Genomic DNA, 24,298 nt, shown 5'->3' with positions numbered 1-24,298 from the left:
TCCGCTCGTCTCACCAGGCCGGCATCGCCGGGTAGTGCGCGCACTCGCCGGAGCAGGGCTCGCGGGACGCCAGTGAGGTGTGCAGCCAGTTGTCCTCGGGGATGCCGTGGACGCGCAGCGTCAGCGCGGTGGGCGCCGAGTGGATGGCGCTGAACACCGCGACGAACTCGACCGTGTAGGTGCCCGGCCGCCAGTCGTGGGCGTGGGTGACCCGCCAGGACCCGTCGTCCTGGACCGGGGCCTCGGCGATGAGCCTGCCCTGTTCGAGCACCATGACCTTCTCCACGCCGTGCGCCGCCTTGCCGGAGAAGCGGGGCCTGGGACCGCACCAGGCGTTCGGCCGGGGGCCCGTGATCTGCGGCGGGTCGAGGCGGTCGAGGACGTGGAAGTCGACCGACGAGGTGCGCGAGACGCCGCTGCCCGCGACCGCGAGCACCTCCACCGTGTGCGGGCCCGCGGGCCAGTTGACGACCCGGCGCCACTGCCAGGTGCCGGAGGCGGAGACGGCGGTGCCGCCGAGATAGCGGCCCCGCTCGTAGAAGAGGACGTAGTCGGCCCCGGCGGGCGCCTTGCCGCTCAGCTTGCGGGCGGCACCGACGAACGCGCCGGGCGCGGGCGAGACGACAGCCGGCGCCTCCGGCAGCGCGGGCTCGATGGTGAGGGCCAGTTCGGGCCGGCTCACGGTGAACTCGGCGAGCACCGGGGGCAGGGTGCCGGGAGCCAGCCGCTCCGGGTCGACGAGGTCGCGCGGCAGGTCGGGACTGCCCAGCGCGGCCGCGGCCAGGCGCCGGGCCACCTCGCGGGCGCCCAGGTCGTTGAAGTGGCTGGAGTCGATGATGCCGTCGGGGTGTCCGGGGTGCTCGCGGGGGTCCAGCCACCGGAAGAGACGCCTCGCCCGGGTGGGCCCGAGGTCGGCGAGCATCCGCGTGGTGAACGCCTCCATGTCGAGCAGCGCGGCGCCGGTCTCGGCCGCCGCCTCGCGGGTGAGCGCGGGGTACCCGTCGTGGGTGTCCACGACGGCGCCCGCCTCGTCGAAGGCGCAGCGGGCCGCCGGGGTGACCAGCACCGGGACGGCCCCCTCGCCCCGCACCGCCTCGACGTACAGCCGCAGGTACTCCTTGTACTCGCGCGGCCCGTGGTGGCGGTTGAGCTGGTTGATGCGCTGCTCCACGCTGCCGAAGGCGATCATCACCAGGTCGCCGGGGGCGAGGATGCCGAGGAGCGTGGCGAAGCGCTCGGTGAAGTAGCCGCGCAACGTCATGGCATCACGGGCGTAGTTGCGCACCTCACAGCCCGCGCCGAGGAACTCGCCGAGGTACTGTCCCCAGCCGGCGAGCGGTGCCTCGGCCTCGGTCCGCGAGGCGGCCACCGAGTTCCCGATGATGCAGATCTTCCTCATGTGTCCCTCATGTGTCGCGCGAAGTCTTCCTGCTGTCTGCTCCGGCCCCGGCGGCCGGTCACACGATGGTGGGCGGCCCGAAGCCCTCCGCGGCGTCCGGCGTCTTCTGCCGCAGCACCCGCAGTCGCGCGTCCGTGCCCAGCACCGCCACCACGACGCGGCCCGCGTGGTCCAGCGCGAGGGCGGGCGGACGCGCCATCAGCACGTCGTGGGCGGTCCAGTGCGGCACCCGGTCCCGCTCCTGCGTGGGCAGGACCGCGGTGCTCAGCCGGTTGCGGCCGTCGCGGCGGGCGAGGACGAGCAGGTCGTGCCCCTCGGCCGTCTGCCGCAGCGCCGCGACCCGGCCCGTGCCGCCGTGCCCGCCGAGCCGCTCGACCCGCTCGTTCCAGCGGCCGTCGGGGCGCTGCCGTACGCACATCACCTCGCCGGAGTCCTCCTCGCGGTAGACGGCCGCCATGCGGGAGCGCCCGATCTGCACGGGCGTGATCCCGCCGGCGGGCCGCCAGGCGTCGGGGTCGGCCTGGGTGAGGCCGTCCTGGAGCTTGTACGGGCCGTACACGTCGTCCTGGTACCAGTGGACGGCGCCGGCGCGGTTCGCGGCGAACAGCTGGACGCGGCCGGTGGACTTCAGCACGGCGGTGAGGCAGTCCTGCATCGCGCGCCCGCCCAGGTCCTCCCAGGCGCCCCAGCCCTCAGCGGTCTCGCGCCGGGCGCTGATGCCCGCTCCGAAGTTGCGCAGGAACACGTGCAGCCGCCCCGAGGGGTCGACGACGGCCTCGGGTACGCCGGCCTCGCGGCAGCGCTGCCAGTCCCGGGACCGCTCGTTGGGGTTGCCGACGCTCTCCCAGGGCGTCGACGCCCCGGTGTGGGCCTGCCGCCACATGCGGACGACGTCCACGTCCACCCGGCCGCCCGGACCCGGGGTGCGCCGCAGACCGACGAGGTGCACCCCGCCCTCGCGGTCCGGTGCCACCGACAGGGCCGGGGTCAGACCGGCGCCCGGCAGCAGGACCGGCCGGTCCCAGTCGGCGCTGCCCGGCGCGCTCTCGGTCCGGACCGCGACCCGGCCGCCGAGCACGGTGTAGGCGGCGAGCCGCCCGTCCGCCTGGAGGTGGAGCCAGTCGGTGCCGCCCTCGTAGCGGGGCCGGGTGCTCCAGCCGTAGCGGCGGATGTCGGAGCCGTCGGAGAGCTGGCGGTCGCCGCAGTGGCGGCGGTGGCAGTCGTGGCCGTCGGCGGCGGTGTACACCTCGATGACGCGCTTCTTCTCCGCCCAGGCGTTCTCCGTGAGGTTGCTGGGCGAGAGCTTGTTGCCGTAGCCGACGCAGTGGTCCACGACCGGGGGCACGCCGCCCTCGGCGAGGTACTGGTCGAGGGCGGCCAGCGCGAACTGCGCCGTCGCGGTGTGGTCCTGGTGGTCGCTGGAGACCGGCCCCCGGGCCTCGTCCCAGGCTGTGTGCCAGGGGTCGGGGTCCATGGTCCAGAAGTGGTCGGGGCGCGTGTGGTGCAGCAGCTCGGCCAGGCACTGGCGCAGCCCGTCGCGGGTGACCTCCTGCGTCCCGCCGAGCGGGGACTCGGCGGCGTTCAGGGTGAGCTGGGCGCCCGCCTGCCCGGTCCACAGCGTGGCCAGGCGGGCGGGCGGCACGTCGGCGGCGAAGCCGTGCTGGACGTCGACCATGCGCAGGCCGAAGAAGAACAGCCGCACATGGGGTGCCGCCAGCAGGGTCGAGCGCTCCGCCGTCACCCCGGCCGGGAAGGAGACGGCGTCGCGTGCCCACTCGCTCTCGCGGTCGCCGGTCACCATCGCCGCGTAGGCCGCGCGCAGCCCCTGCTGGCGGGCCTCGGCGTATCCGGCGTAGTCCGGCGGGCTGTCCATGCGGTGCGGGTCGCGGGTGTCGATGTTGCGTCCGTCGGCCTCGGCGGCCGTCAGGTACACGCTGGTGACCCGGTGCCCCGCCTCCAGGGCGCGCTGGAGGTCGGGGTTGACGAAGTACAGGTCGTCGTCGGGGTGGGCGAGGACCTGGACCAGCGAAGGGCGCGGCGTGTTCTCCTCGGCGGACTGCATGACGGCTTTCCCCTCACGTACGGGCGTCGGCTGCGGATGGGCGGGCGGGTTCAGAGCGGCCAGGCGGGCAGGCGGCCCGCCCGGGCCAGCCGGTTGCGCGGCGACCCGGTCTCGAACTGGCTCGGCACCGGGAAGTAGCTCGGCAGGAACGCGGCGAGGATCGCGTCCTGCTCCTCCTCGGGGACGTCGCCGTCGTGGTAGTCGTTCAGGCAGAACACGTCGTGCGGGCGCACCGTGAGGATGCGGCTGAGCCGGGGCTTGTGCTCGCTCAGGCCGACGTTGACGAAGCCGCAGGAGATGCCGCCGGGCACGCTGCGCAGGGTGTGGTAGCCCAGGTAGTGGTGGAGCGAGGAGGCGACCGAGACGTCGCTGTGGCTGCGGAGCTGGTTGGCGGCGGTGACCGCGACGGCTTCCGGGTAGCGCCGCTCGATGTCGGCGAGGACGGTGCGGCGCAGCGGGTGCGGGGCGTGCAGGAAGGTGTGCACGAGCGTCTGCCCGAACTCCCGCTCCATCAGGGCCCGGTTGTTCTTGGCGGCCGCGACGTTGAACTCGTCCGCCTCCGTGACCGGTGCCATCGGCACGGAGGTCGGCGACATGAAGTGCCGGGCCTGGCCGTTGCCCAGGAAGAACGCCTCGGGCCGCACGGTACGGCCCAGGAACACGTCGTCGTTGAAGTAGAGGAAGTGCTCGGCCAGTCCCTCGATGTGGTGCAACTGGCTTTCGATGGCGTGGGAGTTGTAGGTGGGCAGCGCGCCCCGGTCGCCGAAGATCTCGGTGTGGTCCACGACCCGCACGCGCGGGTGCTCCAGGTCCAGCCAGTTGGGGACCTGCTGGTCGGTGACGAGGTGGATGGTGCGTATCCACGGGGCGTACATGTCGATGGACCGCAGCGAGTAGCGCAGTTCGTCCCGGTCCCGGAAGCGGGCCGCGCTGGTGGCCGCGTCCTCGGTCTCCATGCCGAGCGCGGCGAGGGCGGCGTTCTTCCGCTCCAGCCAGGCGAGGTCGGCCCCGTTGACCCAGGTGTAGACGGCGTCGACGGGGAAGTCGATGTCGCCGTGCAGGCGCCGGGTGAACGCCTCGATGCTCGGATAGGCGCGGCCCGCCAGGGTGAGGGGCCTGCGGCGCATGGCGCTGCCCGGCACCCGGTCGCCGATCAGGGTGCGCGCGGGCGCCTGGAGCTGGCCCTCGGTCTCCGGGTCGTTCTCCCAGAAGGAGATGGTGCAGCCGTAGACGGCGCCCAGGCGCAGCAGCCGGGAGTGCGAGACGAGGTTCTGGTAGACGCGGATGCCGGACACGGACGGGTCGGCGTACGGGGTCACCAGTCCGGCGAGGACGGTGGCGACCGTCTTCTGGCCCTCGTTGAGGACGCCCGCGTAGACCGCTTCCTGGGCGAAGTGCTCGCCCAGGGCCTTGAACACGGCGTCCCGGTGCACGGCGTGCACGGCGATGGTGTGCCGGATGAGGTGGTCGCGCACCACGAGGTAGGGGATGGACGCGGCCTCCAGCGCGTCGGCGGCCAGGGCCAGGTTGCGCTGGACGCCGTCCCAGGGGGACTCCCAGTCCATCAGCCGGCAGACCTGGCCGCCGTCCTCGACCAGCTCGCGGCGCTGGAGCAGCCGCTGTTCGACGGCGCGCTGGTCGGCGGTGCGGACGGTGGTGGCGGGGGCGGGCACGGCGGCGGCCACGATGCCGTCGGGGCCGCTGTAGTAGGCGTGCACCGCCTGGCGTTCGGCCTTGGCGACGGCCCGGCGCCCGCTGTCGCGTTCGGCGACCAGCTCGTGGAAGATGCGCTCCCAGTGGGCGGTGACCACGGCGGGCGCGAAGCGGTTCACGGAGGCGAGGGCGGCGGCGCCCATGTCGCGGCGCAGCTCGTCGTCCTGGATGAGCAGCATCAGCGCGGAGGCGAGGGCCTCGGTGTCGCCGGGCGGGACCAGGATGCCGGTGCGGCCGTCGATGACGACCTCGCGCGGTCCGTTCGGGGAGTCGTAGGAGACGACGGGGACGCCGGCCGCGTGCGCCTCGGCGAGGACCAGGCCGAACGCCTCGTTGCGGGAGGTGAGGGTGGCGATGCTGGCCTTGGCCCACTCCTCGGCGAGGTGCCGCGAGTTGCCGTTGAGCTGGACGCAGTCGTGCAGTCCGAGCATGTCGATCTGCCGGCGCAGGGCGCCGCTGAGCGGGCCGTCGCCGAAGATGCGCAGCTGCCAGTCGGGGTGGTGCCGCGCGACGATCGCCCAGGCGGCGAGGGCGTGGTCGATCTGCTTCTCCGCGACGAGCCGCCCGGCGATGACCACGGTGCGGGTCTGCAGGGTCGAGCGCGGCCTGAACCCGCTGGGCAGCGCGTTGGGTACGACGTCGAGGCGGGGCGCCGCGTCCCCGAGGGTCTCGGCGAACCACTCCAGCGTGCGTTCGCTGAGCACCGCGAGGGCGTCGAGCCTGGCGGCGTGGCGGCGCAGCGGTTCCCCGCTGGTGCCGCGCAGTTCGGAGACCCGGTGCTCCTGGTGGACGGTGATGACGTGCGCCGGGGCGAAGTGGACGGCCAGCGCCATCAGCGCGGGGGTGGTGGTGATGAGGATGTCGGTGTCGGTGCTCTGGAGTTCGAGGCCGAGCTCCAGGTCGGAGAGGCGGTTGAACGCCGACTCCCAGGAGCGGTCGACGATCTCGCTCGGCTGCGCCGCCAGCCCCTCCCACACCGGGTCCTGAACCGAGGAGGGCCGCAGCGGGCGGGGCGTCGTCGCGGTGAGGTCGATCAGGTAGTCGACGCGGACCCGGGCGTCCGGGGTGAAGAACTGCTCGGCCTTGCTCTTGAAGACGCTCAGCACCCGCACGTCGTGACGCGCGGCCAGCTCGGAGGCCTGGTTGAACACCGCCCGCTCGGTGCCGCCGACCGCGTCGGCCGTGGTCAGCAGGAAAGTGATCTTCATCTGTCGGTTCAGCCTGCCTCGGGCATGCGCGTGCAGGTCATCCGGAGATTTCCCGCGGGGGTGTAGCGCGGTTCGACGATCATGGTGGGGTGTCCCGGCGGGGTGACCGCGAGCCGCCGCATGGCGAAGACGCGCTTGGGGTTGCGGACGTCGTGCAGCCGGCGCCCGAGGCGCAGCGACAGCCCGCCCTTGTCGCGCAGCCGCACGTCCCAGTGGTTCGGGCGGCTGCCGCGCGGGGGCATCTCGCCGAGCGGGACCTCGACCCGCAGGAGCCCGTCGCCGAGCGCGGTGACGGGCCGCTCGACGGTGCGGCCGGACGCGGCGAACTCCACCCACGGGTCCGCGGCACGGGTGCCGAGGACCCGGAAGTCGACGCTCACCCCGGCGTGGCCGAGGCGCACCTTGGCGACCTCGACGGCGGGGTTCGCCACGGTGCTGGCGATCCGCGCGCTGCCCCGGAAGGAGCGGCCGATCCGGTGGCGGTCGCCGGTGACCGGGGAGGCGGTCATGGGCTTGGTCGGCCCGGCGTAGGGGACGGGCGGTTCGAGCAGCACCAGCGGCAGCGTGCGGGTGCGGCGGCCGCGGCGTACCCGCAGCGCGAGCCGCCAGCGCCCGCCGGAGACGGGCACCCCGCCGACCTCGGCGCCGAGCAGGACGGCGGCGTCGACGAGGGTCTCCCCCGCCGTGCCCCGGTGGACGCGGGCCTCGGCGCGGTGGGTGCGGCGGCGCCGGCGCAGGACGACCTCCGCGTGCTCGGGCACACCGGCCGAGCGCGGCAGTTCGGCGTGCAGGTTCACGGTCTGGCCGTCGAGGATGCCCGCGTAGCGCAGTACGGCGCTGCGTCTGCGGCGCAGGGGCACGAAGAGGCCCGTCATCAGGCGGGTGCGCAGGGCCAGCGCGAGGGCGCGGAGCCGGCGGCGCGGGCCGCCGGTCGTGGAGCGGGCACTCATGAGGTGGTGACTCCCAGTTCTCCCCGGCGGGGCAGGCGCCGGGGCAGGCGCGCCTCGGCCTGGGCCTCGTAGGGGCTGGGGACCGGGAAGTAGGTGTCCAGGAAGGTGGCGACCATGTGGGCCTGTTTTTCGGGATCGGCGGCGGTGACCGTGTCGTTCATGCAGAAGGTGTCGAAGTTACGGCGGGCCAGCAGGTTGTCGAGCCGGCGCTGGGCGAGCCCGTCCGCCAGGTCGATGTAGGCATAGCGGATGTCGCCGACGGTGGCCCGGGCCGAGCCGTAGGCGTAGTAGTGGTGCAGCGAGGACGCGATCGGTACGTCGCCGGGCGAGCGGAAGCGTGAGTGCTGGGTGACCCGGTGGGCCTTGTCGTAGACCTGCTCGATCTCCGCGAGGACGCTGCGGCGCAGGGCGTGCGGGGTGTGCTTCATCTTCTGGGAGATGACGGTGCCGAACTGCTGGGCGATCAGGCCCCGGCTGTTCTTGCCGGCCGCGTTGACCGGCAGGTCCTCCGTGCTGACCCGGCCGGACGGGATCAGCGCCTTGGACTGGAAGAACTTGGTCAGTCCGTTGGGGTGGAAGAAGTGCCCCGGCTCGACGGGACGTCCGAGGAACACGTCGTCGTTGAGGTAGAGGAAGTGCTCCGAGAGGCCGGGGATGTGGTGCAGCTGGCTCTCGATGGCGTGGGAGTTGAAGGTCGGCAGCGCGCCGGGGTCGCTGAAGATCTCGCGGTGGTCGACGACCCGGAGGCCGGGCAGGTCGGTGCGCAGCCACGCGGGCACCTGTCCGGCCGTGACCAGGTGGATGTCGCGGACCCAGGGCGCGTACTGGTGGATGGAGCGCAGCGAGTACCGGAGTTCGTCCCGGCTGGTGTAGCGGGAGTCGTTGGCGGCCTGCTCGTGCAGTTCACCGGCGGCGAGTCCGCCACGTGCCAGTTCGCGGCTGCGCCGCCACGCCGGGTCGGAGTCGTCGACCCAGGTGTAGACGACGTCGATCGGGAAGAGGTGGTCGTCCGGCAGCGCGGCGAGGAACTCCGGGACGGTGCGGGCGTGGCCGGTGGTGTAGAGGCCGGGAACGGTACTGAATCGTTTCTGCTGACCCCAGCAGCGGCCGGCGTCCGCCGGGATCTCCGTCGCCACCTTGTTGGGGCGCGGCGCGACGAGCACGCCGTCCCGCTCGTCCCAGAACTCGACGTCGCAGCCGGACTCGGCGCCGAAGACCAGGTGTCCGGTGGGGTCGCAGACGACCCAGGCCACGCGCAGCACGGGCGTCCCGCGCAGCGCGCGCCAGCTCGCCACCGCGCTGCCGGGCCGCAGCTGCGCCGGGCTCTGGGTGCCCACGTATCCCGGGTACTCCGCGAAGGCGATGCGCAGCAGTTCCTCGAAGCGGGTCCGCAGCCGGGCCGGTACGGCCACGCAGGGCAGGCGCTGGGACGCGGTGCCGCGCACACAGAAGTAGTCGATCCCGGCCTCCTCCAGGAAGGAGACGAGGAGGTGGAGGTTGCGGGCGCGGGCGGCCCACTCGGTGGCGCCCGGCACCTCGACCGCGCGGAGGAACTTCCCCGCGACCTTGACGACGCGTCGCACGCCGTCGGCGCTGTCCACGTCCGCGCGGCGGCGGCCCTCCATGGCCCGGACGACGGCCGCGGAGCGCACGGCGTCGGCGGAGGCGAGTGAGCGTTTCACCGAGGTGCGCATCGAACCGGGCACCCGTCGCACGATCCAGCGCCGCGCGCCGGCCGGAACGACAGATCGATATGTCGACACGAGCGCGCTCGCCTCGGGGTTGTTCAGGCTCACCCGACTTCCACACCATCCAACTCGTACCGGCGCAGAACGCACCGGTGGCCGCCCCCACCCGTCACCGCGACCGTCGCCCTCGTCGCCGCAGTCACCGACCTGTCGATCACCCCTCGTTCACGAGGTGGTGACTACGGCTCACCTGAGCCTCACCGATCACACGGAATATTTACATCTGACCTGCGAACTGTCCAGAAGAGGGCGGGTTTCCGGGGACTCCTGTCGCACATCCCACATCCGTACAACCTGTTGACCTCCACTGAGTCGGCGTCACACCCGCCTCGCCTCCGGTCCGATAGGCGGATATCAAGCCATCACATAACATGCACATTCTCTGCACTGATCAGCGAACGAGGACAGCGACGTCATGACGACATCCAAGGCCCCCGACAGCTCACGCCCGGTCAAGGCGCCCCGGCGGCGCCGCACCGGACGGTGGGTCATGCTCACCCTGGCGGTGGTCGTCGCGGCCGGCGCGGGCACCGGGTACTGGATGTACAGCCGGCTCGACGGCAACATCAAGGGCGTCGACATCGAGAAGACCCTCGGGGACGACCGCCCGCCGAAGCTGCCCACCTCCGGGCAGAACGTCCTGGTGCTCGGCTCCGACTCGCGTGCCGGCGCCAACGCCGCCACGGGCACCGGGCATGTCGCCGGGGCGCGTTCGGACACCGCGCTGGTGATCCACATACCCGAGGGACGGCAGAAGGCCGTCGCCGTCAGCATCCCGCGCGACACCCTCGTCACCCGTCCCGAGTGCGTCAAGGGCGACGGGACGAAGCTGCCGTCCGCCGGCCGCGTCATGTTCAACTCGGTCTACTCCGCCGCCGGTCCGGCCTGTGTGGTCAAGACGGTCGAGAAGATGTCGGGCGTCCGGCTCGACCACTTCGTGGAGATCGACTTCGCCGGGTTCAAGGGCCTGGTCGACGCCATCGGCGGTGTGCCCGTCACCGTGGACCGGGACATCCACGACTCCTCCAGCGGCCTGGACCTGGCCGCCGGCACCCACCGGCTCGACGGCACCCAGGCGCTCCAGTTCGTCCGCACCCGGCACGGCGTCGGGGACGGCAGCGACCTGGGCCGGATCGGGATGCAGCAGAAGTTCCTGATGTCCCTGCTCGCCGAGATCAAGCGGCAGGACCTGATGGGCAGCCCCACCAGGGCTTATGCCGTGGCGGACGACCTGACCACCGCGCTGACCACCGACTCCGGGCTCGCCTCCCTCACCAAGCTCGCCGAGTTCAGCCGCAGCATGAACGGCGTCGACACCTCCACCATGGAGACGATCATGCTCCCGGTGCGGTACGACACCCAGGACCCCAACCGGGTGGTCGCCGCCGATCCCCAGGCCAAGCAGCTCTGGGAGGCCCTGCGCACGGACGGGGTCGTCCCCGACTCCGCCAGGAAGTCGCCCGCCCGCGGCGGCGCCACGCCGTAACGGCGGCACGTTCGCGCCCGGCGGCGCGGGTCAGACCTCCCGCCAGGGCTCCAGCGCGAGACCCGGCTCGCCCTTGCGGTGCGTGAGGACGAGCCGGCCGGTCGACGGGGAGAGCGCGGCCGCGCTCAGCCGCCCGGTGTCCGCGCCGCCCGTGAGGAAGACCCGCGCGTCCTCGGGCAGCACCGGGCCCGGACCGGCCGCCGGCAGCAGCGCGAGGGGCGCCGAGCGGGGGCGCCAGGCGCAGAGCATGCCCTCGGGGTCGGTGAAGAACACGGTCGTGCTGTGCGCCGAGGTGGGAAGCGCGGACAGGGTGCCGGGCCTCGCCCGTACCTCCAGCGACCCGGTGACGGCCGGCTGCGCGCCGGGCTTCTCCTGGGACCAGTGCAGGATGCCGCCGGGCACGAGCCCGTACACCTCGACCAGCCCGGACTCCCCCGTCACCGCCGCGAGGCCGTCCTGGACCCGCGAGCCGTGCAGGTCGCGCCAGGAGTCCCAGCCGCCCTTCTCCCGCTGGGCCCTCATGCTCAGGCCGTGGCCGGCGTTGACCACGAAGACATGGGCCCGGCCCTGGGCGTCCACCGCGACCGCGGGCGCCGAGGTGCGGGGGCCCTTGGTGTCGGGGTGGCCGATCGGTGCCCAGTCGAGCGCGGCGAGATCGGGGCGGTAGTGGGTGGAGTGCGTCAGCACCGCCTCGCCCTTGCCCGCCGGGCTCCAGGAGACGAGGTGGGCGTAGCCGTCCGCCCCCTGGCCCACGCCGAGGCCGGGGCTGCTCAGTCTCCGTTCGCCGCCCACCCTGCGCGGGGCGGTCCAGCCGCCGGGCCGGTGCTCCGCGCGGGCCAGGACGCCGTCGTCCGTGGGCCGGTAGACACCGAGCCGGTCGTCGCGGCCGCGTATGAGCCAGTCGCCGTTCACCGGATCACCATAATCTGCCTGGTCAGGGCCACGGACCGCGCCTCCGCCCGGCTCCCGTGGGACCCTGGGTCCATGGACGACGTACACGGTGTTGCGGATCAGGACGATCCCCTGCTGGCGATCGTGGACTGCGCCAATGTGATGGGCTCGCGTCCGGACGGCTGGTGGAAGGACCGCAAGGGGGCGGCCGAGCGGCTGCGGGACCGGCTGGCCAGCGACGGCCTGCCCGGCCGGACCGACCCCGCGGAGATCGTGCTCGTGGTGGAGGGCGCGGCGCGCGGGGTGGAGTCCGTGCCCGGGGTGCGGGTGGAGTCCGCGCCGGGCAGCGGCGACGACTGGATCGTGGAGCTGGTCGCCGGGTCCGGCGACCGGGACCGGCTGGTGGTCACCGCGGACCGCGAACTGCGCCGCCGGGTCGGCGCGCTGGGCGCCGACGTCGCCGGTCCGCGTACGGCCCTCGGCTGAGGGACACTCACGCGGACCGGCTCCGGCTCAGGGGGCCTTCGGGGTCTCCGGCTCCTTGGCGGCCTTCTGCTCGAGGGCCAGCCGGCTGTGCGTGCGGCCGTAGAGGAAGTAGACGACGAAGCCGATCGCCATCCAGATGGCGAACCGCAGCCAGGTCTCGGCGGGCAGGTTGAGCATCAGCCACAGCGAGGCGCACACCGACACGATCGGCAGCGCCGGGACCCACGGGGTGCGGAAGGCGCGGGGCAGGTCGGGGCGGGTGCGGCGCAGGATGATCACGCTGATCGCGACCACGATGAACGCGAACAGGGTGCCGATGTTGACCAGCTCGGCCAGCTCGCTCAGGCTCGTGAAGCCCGCGATGACGGCGATGATCACGCCGAGCAGGATGGTCGGCCGGTGCGGGGTGCGGAAGCGCGGGTGCACGCGGGAGAAGAAGCGGGGCAGCAGTCCGTCACGGCTCATGGCGAAGAACACGCGCGTCTGGCCCAGCAGCAGGATCATGCACACCGTGGTCAGACCGACGGCGGCGCCGAAGCTGATGATGCCCGCGTACCAGGGGTGCCCGAGTGACTTGAAGGCGTCCGCGAGCGGCGCCTCCACCGACAGCCTGGTGTACTTCTGCATGCCGGTGACGACCAGGGAGACCGCCACGTAGAGCACCGTGCAGATGAGCAGCGAGCCGAGGATGCCGCGCGGCATGTCCCGCTGCGGGTTACGGGTCTCCTCGGCGGCGGTGGCGACGATGTCGAAGCCGATGAACGCGAAGAACACGACCGAGGCGGCGGTGAAGATGCCCATCACCCCGAAGTTGGCCGGTGCCCAGCCGAACATGAGCTGGATCAGCGGCGCGCCCAGGTCTCCGCCCGCCTCCTGCGGCTGGGCCGGAGGGATGAACGGGTCGTAGTTGGAGCCCGTCACGAAGAAGGCGCCCGCCACGATGACGATGAGGACGACGATCACCTTGATGGCGACGACGGCCGACGTGATCCGGGCGGAGAGCTTCATGCCGACCACCAGCACGCAGGTCAGCAGCAGCACCAGCGCGGCGGCGAGGATGTCGAAGCCGAACCCGGTGGCACCGTCCCGGCCGGACAGGTACTCCGGCAGGTGCCAGCCCCAGCTGTCGAACAGCGAGCGGATGTACCCCGACCAGCCGACGGCCACCACCGCCGTGCCGAGCGCGAACTCCAGCACCAGGTCCCATCCGATGGTCCAGGCGGGCAGCTCCCCGAGCGAGGCGTACGAGAAGGTGTACGCCGACCCGGCCACGGGGACCGTCGAGGCGAACTCGGCGTAGCAGAGCGCGGCCAGGCCGCAGACCACGCCGGCGACGACGAAGGAGATGGCCACCGCGGGTCCCGCGCTGTTCTTGGCCACCTGGCCGGTCAGCACGAAGATGCCGGTGCCGATGATGACACCGACACCGAACACGGTCAGGTCGAGGGCGGAGAGGGACTTCTTGAGCGAATGCTCCGGTTCCTCGGTGTCCCGGATGGACTGCTCGACGTTCTTCGTACGGAAGAGCGTGCTCACGTGCCTACCTCCCACGCTTGTCGTCCTCGACATGGTCGAGAGGGACGGGGTGCGTGTGCCCCGGCATTGGCAGATTCACGCAAGCGGGCCGGTTCCGCCACCTGAGAAGGCGGGCGGAACCGGCCCGGAGGCTACGGCGATCGGGTGGTCAGTCGCGCGCGGACTCCACCGGGTCCATGGCGTCGGCGCTCTGGCCGAAGCGGCCGTCGATCTTGGCGACCAGACCGGTGACCTGGCGGGCGATGTCCGGCGCGGTCAGCCCGATCTCGGCCATGACCTCGGCGCGGGAGGCGTGGTCGAGGAAGCGGGGCGGGATGCCGAAGTCGCGCAGCGGCACGTCCACGCCCGCGTCGCGCAGCGCCTGGGCGATCGCGGAGCCGACACCGCCGACGCGGCTGTTGTCCTCGACGGTGACGACGACCCGGTGGCCCTCGGCGAGCGGGGCCATGGCCGCGTCGACCGGCTTGACCCAGCGGGGGTCGACCACGGTGGTGGAGATGCCCTGCTTGTCGAGGAGCGTGGCGATCTCCAGGCACATCGGGGCGAGCGCGCCGACAGACACCAGCAGCACGTCGGGGCGGTCGGTGCCCGGCTCGCGCAGCACGTCCATGCCGCCGACCCGGCGCACGGCCGGTACGGCGGGGCCGACGGCGCCCTTGGAGAAGCGGACCACGGTCGGCGCGTCCTCGACGGCGACGGCCTCGCGGAGCTGGGCGCGGACCTGGTCGGCGTCGCGCGGCGCGGCCAGGCGCAGACCGGGGACGACCTGGAGGATCGACATGTCCCACATGCCGTTGTGGGAGGCGCCGTCGGTGCCGGTGACGCCGGCCCGGTCCAGGACGAAGGTCACGCCGCACTTGTGCAGGGCGACGTCCATCAGGACCTGGTCGAAGGCGCGGTTGAGGAAGGTGGCGTACACCGCGAAGACGGGGTGGACCCCGCCGTGGGCGAGTCCGGCGGCGGAGACGGCGCCGTGCTGCTCGGCGATGCCGACGTCGTAGACCCGCTCCGGGAAGCGCTTGGCGAACTTGTCCAGGCCGACCGGCTGGAGCATGGCCGCCGTGATGGCGACGATGTCCTCGCGCTCCTCGCCGAGCTTCACCATCTCCTCGCCGAACACGGAGGTCCAGTCGGCGCCGGAGGAGGCGATGGGCAGGCCGGTGTCGGGGTGGATCTTGCCGACGGCGTGGAAGCGGTCGGCCTCGTCCTGGAGGGCGGGCTGGTAGCCGCGGCCCTTCTCGGTGAGGCAGTGCACGATGACCGGGCCGCCGAACCGCTTGGCGCGCACCAGCGCCGACTCCAGCGCCTCGATGTCGTGGCCGTCGATCGGGCCGACGTACTTCAGGCCGAGGTCCTCGAACATGCCCTGCGGGGCGATGAAGTCCTTCAGGCCCTTCTTGGCGCCGTGCAGGGTCTCGTACAGCGGCTTGCCGACGACCGGGGTGCGGTCCAGCAGGTCCTTGGTGCGGGCGAGGAAACGCTCGTAGCCGTCGCTGGTGCGCAGGGTGGCCAGGTGGTTGGCCATGCCGCCGATGGTGGGCGCGTAGGAGCGCTCGTTGTCGTTGACGACGATGACGAGCGGGCGGTCCTTGGCCTCGGCGATGTTGTTCAGCGCCTCCCAGGCCATGCCGCCGGTCAGCGCGCCGTCACCGATGACGGCGACCACGCGGTCGTCCGACTTCTTCAGCTCGTTGGCCTTGGCGATGCCGTCGGCCCAGCCCAGCACCGTGGAGGCGTGGCTGTTCTCGATGACGTCGTGCTCGGACTCGCTCTGCGCCGGGTAGCCGGAGAGGCCGCCCTTCATCTTCAGGCGGGAGAAGTCCTGGCGCCCGGTGAGGAGCTTGTGCACGTAGGACTGGTGGCCGGTGTCCCACAGCACCTTGTCGGCGGGCGAGTGGAAGACCCGGTGCAGGGCGATGGTCAGCTCCACCACACCGAGGTTCGGGCCGAGGTGACCGCCGGTCTTGGAAACGGCCTCCACGAGGAAGGTCCGGATCTCCTCAGCAAGCTGGTCCAGCTCCTCCAGGCTGAGCCGGTCCAGATCGCGCGGTCCCGTGATGCGGGTCAGCAGCGGCACCCGTGCCTCCTTGCAAGTATGAGCTGATCGAGCTGTTGCCGGGCTTGATGAGTCTAATGTTCCGCTCCGCCTGCCGGTGGCCGGGCGGTCCCCCCTGGAATCCCCAGGGGGGACGCGAACGGCCCCACCCCCGGTGGACGGGGGTGTGGCCAGGGGAAATGCGGGAGGCCCGGCGCTCCGTCGCGCCGGGCCTCCCAGTGCCTGCCGAGCTTACGCGCGGCCGGCCGACTTCTGGGTCTTGCGGGTCACCGCGTCGATGACGACGGTCGCCAGCAGGACTCCACCGGTGATCATGTACTGCACCGGCGAGGGGATGCCCTGGAGGGCCAGGCCGTACTGGATCGAGACGATGACCAGCACGCCGAGGAGGGCGTTCCAGGTGCGGCCGCGGCCGCCGAAGAGGGAGGTGCCGCCGATGACGGCCGCCGCGATGGCGTTCATCAGCAGGTCACCGCCGCCCGCGCCCTGGTTGGCGGAGGCGATCTTGGAGGCGATGAACAGGCCGCCCAGCGCCGCGAAGGTGCCGGAGATGGCGAACACCGAGATGCGGACCAGGTCCACGTTGATACCGGCGCGGCGGGACGCCTCGACGCTGCCGCCGAGCGCGAACACCTTGCGGCCGTAGGCCGTGCGGCGCAGCACGAAGTCGGTGACGAAGAGGACCGCGACGAAGATCACGACCGCCAGCGGCAGACCCTTGTACTGGTTGAAGACGATCGCCACCGCGAAGGAGACGATGGCCAGCAGGACCGTGCGCAGGACGATCTCGCTCAGCGGCTTCGACGGCACCCCGGCGGCGTCACGGCGCTTGTTGCCGAAGTAGGAGCTGAGGAAGAACAGCACCGTCACCACGGCGGCCAGGCCGTAGGCGGCGGCCACGTCGGAGAAGTAGTAGCTGGTCAGGTTGGCGACCAGACCGTCGCTGTTCAGGTTGATCGTGCCGTTGTCGCCCAGGACCTTGAGCATGAGGCCGTTCCAGAACAGCAGTCCCGCCAGGGTGACGGCGAAGGCCGGCACACCGATCTTGGCGAAGAAGAAGCCCTGGATGGCACCGGCGACGGTGCCCGTGAGGATCGCCAGCACGAAGGCCAGCACCTCGTTCATGCCGTTGGTGATGTTGAGCACCGCGAAGGTGGCGCCCGCGACACCGGAGAGGGAGCCCACCGACAGGTCGATCTCGCCGAGCAGCAGGACGAACACGATGCCGACGGCGATCATGCCCGTGCCGACCATGGCGACGGAGATGTCGGAGAGGTTGCCCGCGGTGAGGAAGTTGGAGTTCAGGCTCTGGAAGATGATCCAGATGACGATCAGTCCGACGACGACGGGCATGGAGCCCAGGTCGCCGGCCTTCATCTTGCGCTTGAACTCGCCCACGTAGCCCGCGAGTCCCTGCTCGCGCACGAGCAGGCGGGGGTCGACGGCGACACCGGCGCCGGGGGCGGCCTCCGGGTTCACCGCGGCGGCCTCGGCGGCGGGCTCGGGGGCCGCGTCGCCGGGCGGCGTGGAGGTCTTCTCGATGCTCACTTCTTGATCTCCCCATTGCTGCGCGCCGCACGACGGGTGACGGCATTGTCCGAGGCGCCGGTGATGGCGGAGATGATCTCTTCCTGCGAGGTCGACTTGACCTCGAAGACGCCGTTGTTGCGGCCCAGGCGCAGCACGGCCACCTTGTCGGCGACCGCCTTGACGTCGGCCATGTTGTGGCTGATGAGGATCACGGCGTGGCCGCGCTCCCGCAGCCGCTCGACCAGGTCGAGGACCTGGGCGGTCTGCTCGACGCCGAGCGCGGCGGTCGGCTCGTCGAGGATGACCAGCTTGGGCTCGCCGAGCATGGACCGGGCGATGGCCACGACCTGGCGCTGACCGCCGGAGAGCGAGGCGATCGGGATACGGACGCTGGGGATGCGGATCGACAGCTGGTCCAGCAGCTCACGCGAGCGCCGCTCCATCTCGACCTCGTCCAGGACGCCCGCGCGGCGGATCTCCCGGCCCAGGTAGAGGTTGCCGACGACGTCGATGTTGTCGCACAGCGCGAGGTCCTGGTAGACGGTCGCGATGCCCAGGTTCTGGGCGTCGTGCGGCTTGTTGACCTGGACGGTCTTGCCGTCCCATTCGATGACACCCTCATCGATGGGGTGCACGCCGGCGATCGTCTTGACCAGCGTGGACTTTCCGGCACCGTTGTCGCCCACCAGGGCGACCACCTCACCGGCGTGGACCTCCAGCGTGACATCGGTGAGCGCCTGGACGGCACCGAATCGCTTGGAGACTCCGCGCAACGCCAGCACGGGCGTAGCGGACACGTGAACCATCTCCTTCGCCGCCTGACCCGGCGGGAGGTTGTGCAGAAGTTTGGGGGAATTCCGTCCGGCGCCCCGCGCCGAGCTTGCGGGGCTGTGTGTATGCGCGGGGCGCCGGAGGAGCCTTGAGCGGGGCCTGCCGCCCCGCCGGCGGGAATCCGGCCGGCGGGGTGAGGGGCGCCGTCGGTTACTTCAGGCCGGCCTTGTCGCAGGCGGCCTTGTACTGGGCGGTGCAGATGTCGGCCACCGTGTAGACGCCGTCCTTGAGGACGGTGTCCTTGATGTTGTCCTTGGTCAGCGAGGTGACCGGGACCAGGATCGACGGGACACCCTTGGTGGTGGGGCTGTCGACCTTGTCCTTGGCGACGGAGTCCAGCGACTTGCCCTGGGCCAGGTTGACGGCCATCTCGGCGGCGGCGTCGGCCTCGGGGGCGTAGGGCTTGTAGACGCTCATGTACTGGGCACCGGAGACGATGCGCTGCACACCGGCGAGCTCGGCGTCCTGGCCGGTGACCGGGACGTTGGCGATGCCCGCGGACTTCAGGGCGGTGATGATACCGCCGGCCATGCCGTCGTTGGCGGAGTAGACGCCGACGATGTTCTTCTTGCCCAGGGCCGAGATGGCGCCCTCCATGTTGGAGTTGGCGTTCTCCGGCTTCCACTCCTTGGTGTCGTACTCCTTGCCGACGTTCACCTTGCCGTCGAGGACGTCGTGGGCGCCCTTCTTGAACTGCGCGGCGTTCGGGTCCGTGGAGGAGCCGTTCATCATGACGATCTTGCCGGACTTGGCCTTGGAGCCCAGGGCCTTCAGGAGGGCCTCGCCCTGCGTCTTGCCGACGGTCACGTTGTCGAACGAGGTGTAGGCGTCGATCGGGCCCTGCGCCAGGCGGTCGTAGGCGACGACCGGGATGCCGGCGTCCTTGGCCTTCTGCACCGAGTTCTTGATCGCCGCGGCGTCCACCGCGTCGACGATCAGGACGTCCACCTTGTTGGTGATCATGGTGTCGACCTGCTGGTTCTGCTGGGTCGCGTCCTGCTTGGCGTTGGCGTAGACGACCTTGCCCTTGCCGTTCGTCAGCTCCGAGACCTTCTTCTCGATCAGCGGACGGTCGAACTTCTCGTAACGCGCGGTCTGGTTCTCCGGCAGGAGCAGACCGACAGTGATCGCGTCGCCCTTCTTCTTGCTGTCCGCGGACTTGGCGGCACCGCCGCCGGACTCCTTGGCACTGCCACAGGCGGCGAGCGAGACGGCCATGGCACCAGCAGCAACGGCGAAGGCCGCACGACGCATACGCGTGTTCACTTCAGAAACCTCCCTGACGAGGCCGCGTCGTTGCGGCCGAGGTGGCTGGAAGTCAACTCGGCCACGCGTTCGGCGTCAAGAAGTAAATCCTTAACGAGATGGCAACGGTGCCATCCGTTATCTAAGTGAAGGCAGGAGCGACCACGGGCAGCGAGGCCGTGGCCGACCCGTCGAGCAGGGTCGAATCACCCATTTCGCTCAGCGCGAGCGCCAGTGCTCCGAGCACCTCGGCGCGACCGCCAAGTGCCCCTGGAAGTACGGACAGTTGACGTCCCGCGCTGGGGATCGCATAGCGTCCCACGGACTCCCTGATGGGGGCCAGCACCAGCTCCCCGGCCTCGGCGAGATCGCCGCCCAGGACGACCCGGCTGGGGTTCAGCAGGTTGCAGAGGTTGGCCACGCCGCTGCCGATGTGCCGGCCCACGTCGGCGATGACGCGGCGGCAGCCCGGGTCCCCGTCCCGGGCGAGCCGGACGACGCCCTCCATGGTCAGGGAGGTGCCGTGGCTCGGCTGGAGCAGCGGCAGCACGTAGCGCGCGGCGGTGAAGGTCTCCAGGCAGCCGCGGTTGCCGCAGCGGCACACCGGGCCCGCCTCGTCGATGGTGATGTGCCCTATCTCGCCGGCCGTGCCGCCGGGCCCGCGGTAGATCTGCCCGTTGATCACCAGGCCCGCCCCGACCCCGCTGGCCACCTTGATGTAGGCGAGGTCGCGCACGCCCTTGCCGCTGCCCCAGACCAGCTCGCCGAGGGCGCCGAGGTTGGCGTCGTTGTCCACGTGCACGGGCACGCCGAGCCGTTCGCGCAGCTCCTCGGCGGGCCGGGTGCCGCCCCAGCCGGGCAGGATCGAGGTGGAGCCCAGGGTGCCCGACTCGACGTCCAGGGGGCCCGGCACGCCGAGCCCGACGCCCGCCACCTTGCCCCGGTCCACCCCGGTCGCGGCGATGAGCCGGTCGATCAGCTCCTCGGCGCGGTCGAACCCCTGCGTCGAGGAGGCGTCCACGTCCAGCGGCTCGGACTCCTCGGCGAGCACCTGGTGGGCGAGGTTGCCGATGGCCACGCGCAGGTGGGTGTGGCCGAAGTCGATGCCGATGACGATCCCGGCGTCCCCGCTCAGGGACACGCTGCGGGCCCGGCGGCCGCCGGCCGAGGTGGGGGTGACCTCGACGGTCCCGCCGTCCTTCAGCTCCCGCACGATGTTGGAGACCGTCGCGGCGGACAGGCCGGTCGTACGGGCGATCTCCGCCTGAGTGAGCGACCCGGCCAGCCGCACCGCCCGTACGACTCTTTCCAGGTTGGCTCGGTGCAGCGACGACTGCGACCCCGGAGTCTCCATCGACCCATCCACTCCCGACATCGTGGGCGGCCCCATCGCCACCCGTGGCCCAGGTCACATCTGCGGAACCGGGCCACTTACAAGTTATGAACTCCAAGCTCCGCTGAAGCGGTAACCGCAGTCAAGTCCTTGACGGAAATCGCTGAGACTCGCCGCCTACCGCCGCTCCTTCCCGGAGGGGGTTTCGTCGCGTGATGGGGCTGTGACCAGGAGTGGCTTCACCGGCTGACGGCGGGGTTCGCGCGGGGTGACCGATAACGATCGCAAAGTGACCGCCGGTGTCCGGACGCGCGCCGGCCCCGGTGGGTCACACCGGGGCCGGTCGCGTCGTCCGGGAGGGGGCGGAGAGGGGGACGCCGGACTACTTCAGCGCGCCCGCCGTCAGCCCCGCCACCACCTGCCGCTGGAAGACGACGTAGGCCGCCAGCACCGGCAGCATCGCCATCACCAGGCCGGCGAAGAGGCCGGACCAGTCGCCCTTGTAGCCCTGGCTGACGGCGAGTTGGACCAGCCCCTGGGTGAGCACCTTCTTGTCCGGGTCGGTGTTCAGCACGGTGGGCAGCATGTACTGGTTCCACTGACCGAGGAAGTTGAAGATGCCCACGCTGATCAGGCCGGGCTTGGCCATGGGCAGCATGATCTGGAAGAAGGTCCGGGTGTGCGAGGCGCCGTCCACGAAGGCCGCTTCCGCCACCGAAGTGGGCAGGGTGCGGAAGAAGGCGGTCAGGAAAAAGACCGTGAACGGCAGCGAGTAGGCGATGTAGACCAGGATCAGTCCGTGGATCGTGTTCAGCATCCCCATGTTGTTCACGACGTAGAACAACGGGACCAGCGCGAGCATGATCGGGAAGCTCATGCCGCCGACGAACAGGTAGTAGATGAAGCGGTTGCCCGGGAAGTCGAAGCGGGCCAGCACATAGGCCGCCATCGAGCCGAGCACCAGCGTGCCGATCAGCGAACCGCCCACCACCAGAACGGTGTTGAGGAAGTAGTCGCTCATGTTCGCCTGGGTCCAGGCGCGGGAGAAGTTCTCGAAGTGGAGCTTGTCCGGCAGCGACCAGGGCGAGCCGAAGATGGAGCTGTCGTCCTTGAAGGAGGTCATCACCGCCCACAGCAGCGGCAGGACGACCATGACCGCCCAGATGACCAGCACCCCGTGCGAGAACACGTTGAGGACGGTGCCCTCGGAGCCGCGGCGGGCTCCGGGGCGGGCCGGTGCCGCGTCGGTCTTCACGACGGGCGCGGGCGGCGGGACGGGAGCGTCGGTGGTCTTCGTGGTCTTCATCGGGCTCAGTACTCCAGCCGCTCGCGGCGGCCCAGCCGCATCACGATCGCGGCGAACGCGAGCGTGACGACCAGCAGGGCGACGCCGATGGTGGTGGCGTAGGCGGCCTGACCGTCCCGGAACGCCTTCTGGTAGACGTACAGGACCATCACCGTGGTCGAGTAGTCGGGGCCGCCCGGACCGGTCGTCATGATCTGTACGACCGCGAACGATTCGGCGCCGAGCGCGAGGATGCCCATGTAGACCCAGCCGGACTGCACGGTGTCCCACAGCAGCGGCAGGGTGACCCGGAAGAAGGTGGTGGCGCGGCCGGCCCCGTCCAGCAGGGCCGCCTCGTACAGCTCGGCCGGGATCGAGGCCATGCCCGCGGAGAACAGCACCACGAAGAAGCCGGTCGTGGACCAGACCAGCACCGCCATCACGCACCACAGCGCGAGGTCCGGGTCGCCCAGCCACAGCGGCTGGAGGCTGTCGAGCCCGATGCCCCGCAGGAACGAGTTGATCGCCCCGCTGTCCGGGTTGTAGGCGAAGGCGAACAGCAGGGCCACGATGGCGATCGAGAGCACCTGCGGAAAGAAATAGACGATCTTGTAGAAGCCGGAGCCGCGGACTCCGGAGATCACCGGGCCGCCCTTCCGGTGCACGCCGCCCACATTGATCATGAAGGCGAAGAACAGGGCCATGCCGAGCGTCACCAGCGGCAGCAGCAGTGCGAAGAGCAGGCTGTGCGTCAACGACTTCCAGAAGATGTCGTCGTGCAGCATCCGGGTGTAGTTGTCGGCCCCGACCATGCTGAATTCCGGGCTCAGGCCGGTCCAGTCCGTGAAGGAGAAGTAGATGGACTGGATGAACGGCCAGATGACGAAGAGCGCGTAGAGCCCTAGCGGGGCCGCGAGGAACCCCGTGATGAATCCGTACTTGCCGTGCTGCATTGCCGGACGACCCCGTTCCTGGAGTTCCTGGGACACGTACTGCCGCTGGTGACGGACCCTCGGATGGGGCCTAGCGGTGCTTGTAGTGCTTGATGGAGGAGTCCTTGGCGGCCTCGTCGGCGAAGCCCTGGATCTTCTTCACCGTCTCGGCGGGGGTGAGCCGGCCGGCCATCATCTCGCCGAGGCCGCCGACGCCGATCTTCTCCTTCTCCAACTGCACGTACCAGTCCGGGATGCGCGGGTTCACCACGTTGTCCCCGGCCTTGTCCAGCGCCGCGACACCCGCCTTCAGACCGGGGGTCAGCTCGATGCCGTCGATGCCGCCGTTCAGCGCGGAGAGCGACTTCACCTTGGAGGTGAAGTTCCGGGAGGACGCCTCGGAGAGCATGACGCGCAGCTGCTCCATGCCGCCCTCGGGGTTGGCCGCCTTGGCCGGGACGACGAAGGGCTCACCGCCGGAGGCCCAGATGGTGCCGAACGGCATCTTGTCGGAGCTGTCGAGACCGGTCGGCGCGGAGACCGCCAGGTCGAAGTCGGCCGGGAAGACGTTGGCCGACTCGTTCTCCACCCAGGAGCCGTTCGGGATGAACAGCGCCTTGCCCTTGGCCCACGCGGTCTGCGACTGGATGTGGTCCAGGCCGGGCGTGCCGCGCAGGATGTAGCCCTTCTTGAACAGCTCGTAGTACGCCTCGAAACACGCCTTGACGGCCGGGTGCTTCCAGGCGTTCGGCTCCAGGTTGTCGATCGCGTCCAGCACCTCGCGGCCGCCGACCTTGGCGATCATCGGGTAGAGCGAGAAGGGGATGTAGTACGGGTACTTGCCCGCGTAGGTCCAGCCCGCGATGCCCTTCTTCTTGGCCTTCGCGCAGACCTTGAGCATCTCGTCCCAGGTCTCGGGGTACTTCTCGTCCAGCCCGTCCAGCGCCTTCTGCGAGTACCAGACGCCGTACACGGTGTAGGCGTAGTTCAGGATCCACACCGGGTCGCCGTCGAACTGGCCCATCTCCACGATGCCGGGGCGCAGGGTGTCGCGGACCTTCTTGGACGGGTCGTCGTAGGACGGCGCGTCCAGCAGCGGGGTGAGGTCGGCGAGCTGCTTCTTGCCGACCAGGACGCCCATGTCCATCTGCTCGGCGCCGGAGTTGTCGATGAGGTCCGGCGGGTTGCCCTGGTTGAAGCGGGGCTGGAGGGTGGACTGGATCTTCTGGGTGGCGGAGAACTTCACCTGGGCCTTGGGGAAGTCCTTCTCGTACAGCTTCACCGCGTCCTCGGCGTACTCCTTGCCGAAGCCGCCGTCGAAGAGGACGAAGTCCAGCTTCGCGGTGTCGTTGACGCCCAGCGGGTTCTTCGCGGTCTTCTTGCCCGCCTTCGCCTTGTCCTGTCCGTCGCCGCCGCTGCTCGCGCAGGCCGACAGCAGCCCCATTCCGGGTGCGGCCACCAGGCCGAGTACCGCGGTGCGCTTGATCAGATCACGACGGCCGACGCCCTCGCTGCCATGCTGTCCGGTGGAACCCATGCTCAAGTCCTCGCCTTCTCCAGGACTCAGGCGGTGAACCGGATCTCCCCCCGGCACCGCGGTCGGGTTG

General features: G+C 70.9%; 17 protein-coding genes. 2 read left to right on the top strand and 15 right to left on the bottom strand.

Annotation, left to right across the window (positions count from 1 at the left end; translation table 11 throughout):
• Positions 1-10 precede the first annotated feature (10 nt).
• Genes ABZ898_RS14980 through ABZ898_RS14960 form a run of 5 tightly spaced genes read right to left on the bottom strand, consistent with a single transcriptional unit; the run spans position 11 to position 9,026 of the window.
• Positions 11-1,399 (bottom strand): GDSL-type esterase/lipase family protein, encoded by a 1,389-nt coding sequence (locus ABZ898_RS14980; protein ID WP_361657689.1) that lies wholly within the window; start codon positions 1,397-1,399, stop codon positions 11-13.
• 58 nt (positions 1,400-1,457) lie between these two features.
• Positions 1,458-3,461: a PIG-L family deacetylase gene (locus ABZ898_RS14975; protein ID WP_361657686.1), complete on the bottom strand. Its 2,004-nt coding sequence runs from the start codon at positions 3,459-3,461 to the stop codon at positions 1,458-1,460.
• Positions 3,462-3,511: 50 nt separating this feature from the next.
• Positions 3,512-6,382, bottom strand: coding sequence for a stealth conserved region 3 domain-containing protein (locus tag ABZ898_RS14970; protein WP_361657683.1), 2,871 nt, complete (start codon positions 6,380-6,382; stop codon positions 3,512-3,514).
• Between the two features lie 8 nt (positions 6,383-6,390).
• Positions 6,391-7,332, bottom strand: coding sequence for a hypothetical protein (locus ABZ898_RS14965; RefSeq protein WP_361657680.1), 942 nt, complete (start codon positions 7,330-7,332; stop codon positions 6,391-6,393).
• A complete protein-coding gene (locus ABZ898_RS14960; RefSeq protein WP_361657754.1) occupies positions 7,329-9,026 on the bottom strand; it encodes a stealth family protein in 1,698 nt (565 codons plus the stop codon). Before ABZ898_RS14960 ends, ABZ898_RS14965 begins: the two co-directional genes overlap by 4 nt.
• Before the next feature lie 469 nt (positions 9,027-9,495).
• On the opposite strand from ABZ898_RS14960, the gene ABZ898_RS14955 reads away from it, so the two are divergent.
• On the top strand, positions 9,496-10,566 hold the full coding sequence (locus ABZ898_RS14955) for an LCP family protein (RefSeq protein WP_361657677.1): 1,071 nt from the start codon (positions 9,496-9,498) through the stop codon (positions 10,564-10,566).
• A 30-nt stretch (positions 10,567-10,596) separates the two neighbouring features.
• Here the strand turns inward: ABZ898_RS14955 and ABZ898_RS14950 are convergent, their stop codons facing one another.
• Positions 10,597-11,478, bottom strand: coding sequence for a hypothetical protein (locus ABZ898_RS14950; protein WP_361657674.1), 882 nt, complete (start codon positions 11,476-11,478; stop codon positions 10,597-10,599).
• Between the two features lie 72 nt (positions 11,479-11,550).
• On the opposite strand from ABZ898_RS14950, the gene ABZ898_RS14945 reads away from it, so the two are divergent.
• A complete protein-coding gene (locus tag ABZ898_RS14945) occupies positions 11,551-11,943 on the top strand; it encodes an NTP pyrophosphohydrolase (protein WP_361657671.1) in 393 nt (130 codons plus the stop codon).
• A 27-nt stretch (positions 11,944-11,970) separates the two neighbouring features.
• Here ABZ898_RS14945 and ABZ898_RS14940 read toward each other — a convergent pair whose 3' ends face one another.
• The 9 genes from ABZ898_RS14940 to ngcE form a co-directional block, all read right to left on the bottom strand.
• Positions 11,971-13,479 (bottom strand): amino acid permease, encoded by a 1,509-nt coding sequence (locus ABZ898_RS14940; RefSeq protein ID WP_361657668.1) that lies wholly within the window; start codon positions 13,477-13,479, stop codon positions 11,971-11,973.
• A gap of 148 nt (positions 13,480-13,627) precedes the next feature.
• A complete protein-coding gene (gene dxs / locus ABZ898_RS14935; protein ID WP_361657665.1) occupies positions 13,628-15,556 on the bottom strand; it encodes a 1-deoxy-D-xylulose-5-phosphate synthase in 1,929 nt (642 codons plus the stop codon).
• A gap of 210 nt (positions 15,557-15,766) precedes the next feature.
• On the bottom strand, positions 15,767-17,083 hold the full coding sequence (locus ABZ898_RS14930) for a sugar ABC transporter permease (protein ID WP_361657662.1): 1,317 nt from the start codon (positions 17,081-17,083) through the stop codon (positions 15,767-15,769).
• Positions 17,080-17,871, bottom strand: coding sequence for an ATP-binding cassette domain-containing protein (locus ABZ898_RS14925; protein ID WP_361657660.1), 792 nt, complete (start codon positions 17,869-17,871; stop codon positions 17,080-17,082). Before ABZ898_RS14925 ends, ABZ898_RS14930 begins: the two co-directional genes overlap by 4 nt.
• Before the next feature lie 175 nt (positions 17,872-18,046).
• Positions 18,047-19,150 carry a sugar ABC transporter substrate-binding protein gene (locus tag ABZ898_RS14920; protein ID WP_361657751.1) on the bottom strand — a complete coding sequence of 368 codons (1,104 nt, stop codon included), beginning with the start codon at positions 19,148-19,150 and terminating at the stop codon, positions 18,047-18,049.
• Positions 19,151-19,283: 133 nt separating this feature from the next.
• Positions 19,284-20,495 carry an ROK family transcriptional regulator gene (locus ABZ898_RS14915; protein WP_361657657.1) on the bottom strand — a complete coding sequence of 404 codons (1,212 nt, stop codon included), beginning with the start codon at positions 20,493-20,495 and terminating at the stop codon, positions 19,284-19,286.
• A gap of 361 nt (positions 20,496-20,856) precedes the next feature.
• A complete protein-coding gene (locus ABZ898_RS14910; protein WP_361657654.1) occupies positions 20,857-21,780 on the bottom strand; it encodes a carbohydrate ABC transporter permease in 924 nt (307 codons plus the stop codon).
• A gap of 5 nt (positions 21,781-21,785) precedes the next feature.
• A complete protein-coding gene (locus tag ABZ898_RS14905) occupies positions 21,786-22,712 on the bottom strand; it encodes a sugar ABC transporter permease (RefSeq protein WP_361657651.1) in 927 nt (308 codons plus the stop codon).
• A gap of 70 nt (positions 22,713-22,782) precedes the next feature.
• The gene (gene ngcE / locus ABZ898_RS14900) at positions 22,783-24,228 is read right to left on the bottom strand and encodes an N-acetylglucosamine/diacetylchitobiose ABC transporter substrate-binding protein (protein WP_361657648.1); all 1,446 of its coding nucleotides are present in this window, start codon (positions 24,226-24,228) and stop codon (positions 22,783-22,785) included.
• Positions 24,229-24,298: the final 70 nt, after the last annotated feature.

The sequence above is a fragment of the Streptomyces sp. NPDC046860 genome (assembly GCF_040645115.1).
Lineage (GTDB): Bacteria > Actinomycetota > Actinomycetes > Streptomycetales > Streptomycetaceae > Streptomyces.
Note: the sequence above shows the minus strand (reverse complement) of the source record. Positions and strands in the feature narration are given on the sequence as shown.

Bases quoted from the DNA above. Each gene is read 5' to 3' on its own strand.
- ABZ898_RS14980 (WP_361657689.1), bottom strand. From the start codon at position 1,399: ATGAGGAAGATCTGCATCATCGGGAACTCGGTGGCCGCCTCGCGGACC.
- ABZ898_RS14975 (WP_361657686.1), bottom strand. From the start codon at position 3,461: ATGCAGTCCGCCGAGGAGAACACGCCGCGCCCTTCGCTGGTCCAGGTC.
- ABZ898_RS14970 (WP_361657683.1), bottom strand. From the start codon at position 6,382: ATGAAGATCACTTTCCTGCTGACCACGGCCGACGCGGTCGGCGGCACC.
- ABZ898_RS14965 (WP_361657680.1), bottom strand. From the start codon at position 7,332: ATGAGTGCCCGCTCCACGACCGGCGGCCCGCGCCGCCGGCTCCGCGCC.
- ABZ898_RS14960 (WP_361657754.1), bottom strand. From the start codon at position 9,026: ATGCGCACCTCGGTGAAACGCTCACTCGCCTCCGCCGACGCCGTGCGC.
- ABZ898_RS14955 (WP_361657677.1), top strand. From the start codon at position 9,496: ATGACGACATCCAAGGCCCCCGACAGCTCACGCCCGGTCAAGGCGCCC.
- ABZ898_RS14945 (WP_361657671.1), top strand. From the start codon at position 11,551: ATGGACGACGTACACGGTGTTGCGGATCAGGACGATCCCCTGCTGGCG.
- ABZ898_RS14925 (WP_361657660.1), bottom strand. From the start codon at position 17,871: ATGGTTCACGTGTCCGCTACGCCCGTGCTGGCGTTGCGCGGAGTCTCC.
- ABZ898_RS14920 (WP_361657751.1), bottom strand. From the start codon at position 19,150: ATGCGTCGTGCGGCCTTCGCCGTTGCTGCTGGTGCCATGGCCGTCTCG.
- ABZ898_RS14915 (WP_361657657.1), bottom strand. From the start codon at position 20,495: ATGGAGACTCCGGGGTCGCAGTCGTCGCTGCACCGAGCCAACCTGGAA.
- ABZ898_RS14910 (WP_361657654.1), bottom strand. From the start codon at position 21,780: ATGAAGACCACGAAGACCACCGACGCTCCCGTCCCGCCGCCCGCGCCC.
- ABZ898_RS14905 (WP_361657651.1), bottom strand. From the start codon at position 22,712: ATGCAGCACGGCAAGTACGGATTCATCACGGGGTTCCTCGCGGCCCCG.
- ngcE (WP_361657648.1), bottom strand. From the start codon at position 24,228: ATGGGTTCCACCGGACAGCATGGCAGCGAGGGCGTCGGCCGTCGTGAT.